We start from the raw sequence: 6043 nt of genomic DNA, 5'->3' as shown, positions 1-6043 counted from the left end.
CGCTCATAAAAATTGGCACAAGGGTGGGTATATTAAGTTATGGTTTGAAGTTAGGAAATTAAAAAAGAAGGCGAAAAATAAAAAGGATTAATAATGGCAATAGAATTTGATATACAAGAATCAAAAATTTTAAAAGGAGTTTATATCATAACTCCAAATAAATTTAGAGACTTAAGAGGGGAAATTTGGACAGCTTTCACTAGTGAAGCGATCGATAAACTTTTACCAGATGGACTAAAATTTATACACGATAAATTTATACATTCTAAACACAATGTTATACGCGGTATCCATGGAGATGAAAATACCTTTAAGCTTGCAACTTGTGTTTTTGGTGAAATTTATCAAGTTGTGGTTGATTGCAGAAAAGATTCTCCAACTTATTTAAAATGGGAAAAATTTATTATTAATCAAGATAATCAAAAGATTATTTTAGTTCCTGCTGGTTTTGGAAATGCTCATTATGTAAGCAGTGAAAGCGCGGTGTATTACTACAAATGCGCTTACAGGGGTGAATATACAGACGCAGATAAACAATTTACTTACGCTTGGGATGATAAAAGAATAGGTATAGATTGGCCAACAAACAATCCTATTCTCTCAGAAAGAGATATTTTAGCTTCAAAGGAGAATTAAATATGAATGGATTAAATAAAAAATTAGAGGAGTTAAGCAGACAAGTTAAATTGAATAATCAATTATCTTATCAAATTCTTATGTCAAATATTATTTCTAATTTACATTTTGAGAATTCTAAAGACAAGGAGATCTTGCTTTTATTATTGCAAGATAGGGATAGAAATTATTTAAGAATTAATCATAATGAAGAAATTTATAACAATATTGTTAGATATTTAAAATTGTTAAGACCTTTAGATATCCCTATAAAAGATTTAATTAGGATTGGCGGCAAAGGCGATGGTGGATATGTGATGTATAATGGGGGGGGGGTATTTGAATAATTTCAAAGGAATTGCTCTTTCTTTGGGTGTATCTGAATCTTCACCTTGGGATTTGGATATAGCAAATATGGGAATAAAAGTAATAGAGTATGATGGCAGCATAGAAAAATGTCCATACGATCATGAAAATATAATATTCCGTAAAAAATATATTGGAAAACAAAATGATGAAAATACAATCACTTTGGAGCAAGTTATAAAAGATAATAAACTTGAAATTACTCAAGATAATATTTTACAATGTGATATTGAAAATTGCGAATGGGAAATGTTGGAAAATATTGATTTTAGTATTTTAAATCAATATTTTTCTCAAGTTATTTTTGAATTTCATGGATGTAATCCCGAAGAAGAATCAGGAGTGGCATTGAGAACAGAAATTTTAAAAAAACTAAATCAATATTTTATCCCTATACATTTACATTTTAACAATCATGGTAAAATATTTTATTCCAATCAATTATTTTTCAGTACTACTCTGGAGGTTACTTATTTAAGGAAATCAATGTTAAATTTTGATAGTTTTAAATATAGAAATAATGGGGTTATTTTAAATTATGATTATCCCATTTGGCCATCAAATCCAGAAATTCCAATTAGATTTAATTTTTAAGGAAAGTTTAAAAATGAATAAAAATTCCAAAATTTATATAGCAGGTCATAGAGGGACAGCTGGAAGTGCAATTTTAGAAAAATTAAGAATTTTGGGCTATGAAAATTTGATTTATAAAACCCATCAAGAGCTTGACTTAACTAATCAAAAAGCGGTAGCTGATTTTTTCGAAAAAGAAAAACCAGAATACGTTTTTTTAACTGCTGCAAAATTATCGCCTTTGGGAATGAATTTAAAAGCCGAAGTTTTGCATGATAACCTTGCAATACAAAATAATATTATTCATAATTCTTATCTTTTTAAAGTTAAAAAATTGATCAATTTTGCAAGTTCTTGGATGTATCCACTAGAAGCTATAAATCCGATCAAAGAAGAAAGCATTTTAAAATCAGATTTAGAATACAACGCAGAGCCTTATGCTATAGCTAAAATAGCTGGTGTCAAGATGTGTGAAGCTTATAATCTACAATATAAAACCAATTTTATTTCTATAGCTTTGACTAATTTATATGGAAAAACAAATGAATTTGATTTAAATAAAGCTAGAGTTTTGCCGGCTATGCTTAGAAAAATGCATTTAGCAAAATTGCTCAATGAAAAATCTTATGATCAAATTAAAAAAGATTTAGATATTGATGATTTAGAAAAAGCAATAGCTTATCTAAATAATAATGGTATATTTGAAAACCATATAGAACTTTGGGGGGCAGGTAAAACTAGAAGAGAATTTTTGCATAGTAAAGATTTAGCAGATGCTTGTATTTTCATTATGCAAAATATTAATTTTGATGATTTATATGATAAAAATGAAAAAAATATAAAAAATACTCATTTAAACATAGGAACTGGAAGTGATCTAAGTATAAAGGATTTATCTTATATAATTAAAAAAATAGTTAATTATCATGGAGAAATAAAATTTGATATTACTAAACCAGATAGTCCTATGAATAGATTGTTAGATTGCTCCAAAATCCATTCTTTAGGCTGGAAACATAAAATCGAACTAGAAGATGGTATTAAAATGATATATGGTTGGTATTTAAAACAAAGCAATGCAAGACGTTAATCTAAATTTGATATAATCCCGATAAAAAGGGATATATCTATGAAAAAAACGGCTTTAATTACAGGCTTTACCGGCCAAGTCGGCTCTCAATTGGCCGATTTTTTACTTGCAAATACAGATTGGGAAGTTATTGGTATGATGCGTTGGCTTGAGCCAATGGATAATATCTATCATCTAAGCGATAGGATCAATAAAAAAGATAGGATCAGTGTTTTTTATGCGGATTTAAATGATTATACAAGTTTGCAAAAACTTTTTGAAAGCAAAAGACCTGATTTTATCTTTCATTTAGCAGCGCAATCTTACCCAAAAACTTCTTTCGATTCTCCTATAGAGACGTTACAAACCAATATCATTGGTACAGCAAATATTTTAGAAAATATTAGAATTTTGCATCAAAAAGATGGTTATGATCCTGTTATTCATGTTTGTTCTTCAAGTGAAGTTTATGGGCGTGCTAAAGTAGGTGTTAAACTCAATGAAGAAACCTCATTTCACGGAGCGAGCCCTTATAGTATCAGCAAAATTGGTACTGATTATTTAGGAAGATTTTACGGAGAAGCTTATAAACTTAAGACTTTTGTTACAAGAATGGGAACGCATAGTGGTCCAAGAAGAACAGATGTATTTTTTGAAAGTACAGTAGCAAAACAAATTGCTTTGATAGAAGCAGGACTTCAAGAACCAGTTATTAAGGTAGGGAATTTATCGAGTGTGAGGACTTTTCAAGATTGTCGTGATGCTATAAGAGCGTATTATTTACTAGCCCTTGAAAGCGAAAAAGGGAAAGTTCCATGCGGAGAAGCGTTTAATATCGCAGGCGAAGAAGCCTTTAAGCTACCCGAAGTTATTGACATACTTCTTGGTTTTTCTACTAGAAAAGATATCAAAGTTGAACAAGATGAAGAAAGACTTCGCCCTATTGATGCGGATTATCAAATGTTTGACAATACAAAGATTAAAAGCTATATCGATTGGAAGCCAGAAATTCCAGCTAGAAAAATGTTTGAAGATTTGCTAAATCATTGGCGTAGCGAGATCGCCAGAGGCAGAATCCCTCTTAATCGTTAGGCAAGATATGAGGATTATACGTTCACAAACTCCCCTTCGTTTAGGACTTGCAGGAGGGGGAACTGATATCAATTTATATTGTGATAGATACACAGGCTATGTGTTAAATGCAACAGTCTCTCTTTATATTCATTGCACTTTGATAGAAAGAAAAGATCATAAAATCATTTTTGATTCGCCAGATACTAATTCATACGCTGAGTATCAAAGCGAATTAGAGCTTAAAAATGATGGAAATTTAGATATCTTTAAAGCAGTTTACAATCGCATCGTTAAAGATTTTATCAAAAAGCCTTTGAGTTTTTCTTTACATACTTATTCTGATGTGCCTAGCGGAAGCGGTTTGGGCGGAAGCTCTACCTTGGTCGTTGGAATCATTACAGCTTTTGTAGAATGGCTTAATTTGCCTTTAGGAGAATATGAGATCGCAAAATTAGCCTTTGAAATCGAACGTGAAGATATGAAGATCGTTGGAGGCGCACAAGATCAATATGCTGCTACTTTTGGTGGTTTTAATTTTATGGAATTTTATGAAAATAAAAGGGTTATTGTCAATCCTTTGCGTATAAAAAATTGGATAGCAAGTGAGCTTGAAGCAAGAACGGTTTTATATTTTACCAATATCACGCGCGAGGCAAAAGATATAGAAGAGCATAAAAAAGGGAAATTGGGTGATGAAAATTCTTTAAATGCTATGCATGCGATTAAGCAAGATGCTTTAGATATGAAAGAAGCTTTATTTAGAGCTGATTTTGAAAAAATAGCACAAATTTTAGGTAAATCTTGGAATTCAAAAAAAATCATCTCTGAAATAGTCAGCAATGATGAGCTTGAAAGAATTTATAAACTCGCTATAGAAAATGGAGCTTATAGCGGAAAAACGAGTGGAGCTGGTGCAGGTGGTTTTATGTTTTTCTTTGTGGATCCTATCAAAAAATATAAACTCATAGAAGCCTTAAATAAAGAACAAGGCTATGTGCAAGATTTTTCATTTACAAAAGAGGGTGCAAAATCATGGAAAATATAAACTCATATATTAAAGGACATTTTAAAGATTCTATTTTAACCAAAGAGCAAATTTTAAAAGATGAAAATTTACTCGAACTTATTAAAAATGTTTCCTTAGAGGTAATAAAAGCTTATAAAAATGGTAATAAAACGCTTATAGCGGGAAATGGTGGTAGTGCGGCTGATGCGCAACATATCGCAGGGGAATTTGTAAGCAGATTTTATTTTGATAGACCTGGGATTGCAAGTATAGCACTGACAACGGATACAAGCATTTTAACAGCCATAGGAAATGACTATGGTTATGAAAATATTTTTTCAAGGCAAGTTGAAGCACAGGGTGTAAAAGGGGATGTTTTTATAGGAATTTCAACGAGTGGTAATAGTAAAAATATCTTAAAAGCCTTAGAAAGTTGCAAGAAAAAAGAAATTTTAAGCATAGGATTAACCGGAGAAAGCGGCGGAGCTATGGATAAAATGTGCGATTATTGCATCAAAGTTCCTTCATCTTGTACCCCAAGAATTCAAGAATCTCATATAATTATAGGTCATATTATATGCGCTATCGTTGAAGAGGAGCTTTTTGGAAAAGGTTTTGGTATTTGAAAGCTATTATTTTATGTGGTGGGCTTGGCACACGCTTAAAAAGTGTGATAAAAGATATCCCAAAACCTATGGCACCGATAAATAGTAAGCCTTTTTTGGAATTTATTTTTACCTATCTTAAAAAGCAAAAAATCGATGAAATTATTTTGGCAGTTTCTTACAAATATGAAATCATACAAGAGTATTTTAAAGATGAGTTTTTAGATATAAAAGTGAGATATAGTATAGAAAAAGAGCCCTTAGGAACCGGTGGGGCGATCAAACAAGCTTTGGAGTTAGTTAAGGAGGATTGTTTGGTTTTAAATGGGGATACCTTTTTTGATATCGATTTGACTAAAATGAAGTTAGATAAAAGTAAAATTTGTCTTGCTTTAAAAAAAATGAATGATTTTGATCGTTATGGATCAGTTGAACTTGATAAAATGGGAAATATCACCTATTTTAAAGAAAAACAGTATCTAAAGCAAGGTTTTATAAACGGTGGAATTTATCTTATCTCAAAAGATATTTTTCAAGATTTTTATTTGGAAAATAAATTTTCTTTTGAAGAATTTTTGCAAGAAAATTATAAAAATTTAAAAGCAAGAGCTGAAATTTTTGAAGAGTATTTTATAGATATAGGCATACCTGAGGATTATAAAAATTTTGAACTTAAGATGTGTTTTTAAGTCAAATTTTTATATAATATCTTTTTTATAAATTATTATATCTAAT

9 protein-coding genes are annotated in these 6043 nt (G+C 30.4%); all 9 read left to right on the top strand.

Going from position 1 to position 6043, the window contains the following annotated elements; genetic code table 11:
* Positions 1-91 (top strand): hypothetical protein (locus H2280_RS08670; RefSeq protein WP_442862346.1); only part of this gene is annotated, 91 nt, incomplete at its 5' end.
* Positions 92-93: 2 nt separating this feature from the next.
* On the top strand, positions 94-636 hold the full coding sequence (locus H2280_RS07855; protein ID WP_337216182.1) for a dTDP-4-dehydrorhamnose 3,5-epimerase family protein: 543 nt from the start codon (positions 94-96) through the stop codon (positions 634-636).
* A gap of 2 nt (positions 637-638) precedes the next feature.
* Positions 639-962, top strand: coding sequence for a hypothetical protein (locus H2280_RS07850; protein WP_337216181.1), 324 nt, complete (start codon positions 639-641; stop codon positions 960-962).
* Positions 955-1575 (top strand): hypothetical protein, encoded by a 621-nt coding sequence (locus H2280_RS07845; protein ID WP_337216180.1) that lies wholly within the window; start codon positions 955-957, stop codon positions 1573-1575. The genes H2280_RS07850 and H2280_RS07845 overlap by 8 nt, the downstream gene beginning before the upstream one ends.
* A gap of 13 nt (positions 1576-1588) precedes the next feature.
* Entirely contained in the window at positions 1589-2644 is a 1056-nt protein-coding gene (locus H2280_RS07840; protein ID WP_337216179.1) for a GDP-L-fucose synthase family protein, read from the top strand.
* 39 nt (positions 2645-2683) lie between these two features.
* Entirely contained in the window at positions 2684-3715 is a 1032-nt protein-coding gene (locus H2280_RS07835) for a GDP-mannose 4,6-dehydratase (protein ID WP_337216178.1), read from the top strand.
* A 7-nt stretch (positions 3716-3722) separates the two neighbouring features.
* Positions 3723-4742, top strand: a complete 1020-nt coding sequence (hddA, locus tag H2280_RS07830) for a D-glycero-D-manno-heptose 7-phosphate kinase (RefSeq protein ID WP_337216177.1) — start codon at positions 3723-3725, stop codon at positions 4740-4742.
* Positions 4730-5329: a D-sedoheptulose 7-phosphate isomerase gene (gmhA2, locus tag H2280_RS07825; protein WP_337201883.1), complete on the top strand. Its 600-nt coding sequence runs from the start codon at positions 4730-4732 to the stop codon at positions 5327-5329. The genes hddA and gmhA2 overlap by 13 nt, the downstream gene beginning before the upstream one ends.
* Positions 5326-5997, top strand: coding sequence for a D-glycero-D-manno-heptose 1-phosphate guanosyltransferase (gene hddC / locus H2280_RS07820; RefSeq protein ID WP_337216176.1), 672 nt, complete (start codon positions 5326-5328; stop codon positions 5995-5997). The genes gmhA2 and hddC overlap by 4 nt, the downstream gene beginning before the upstream one ends.
* Positions 5998-6043: the final 46 nt, after the last annotated feature.

Origin of the sequence: Campylobacter sp. 2457A (genome assembly GCF_020135895.1) — a bacterium.
GTDB lineage: Bacteria > Campylobacterota > Campylobacteria > Campylobacterales > Campylobacteraceae > Campylobacter_D > Campylobacter_D taeniopygiae.
The sequence above is the reverse complement of the archived record's forward strand: the minus strand, read 5'-3'. Positions and strand labels throughout refer to the sequence as shown.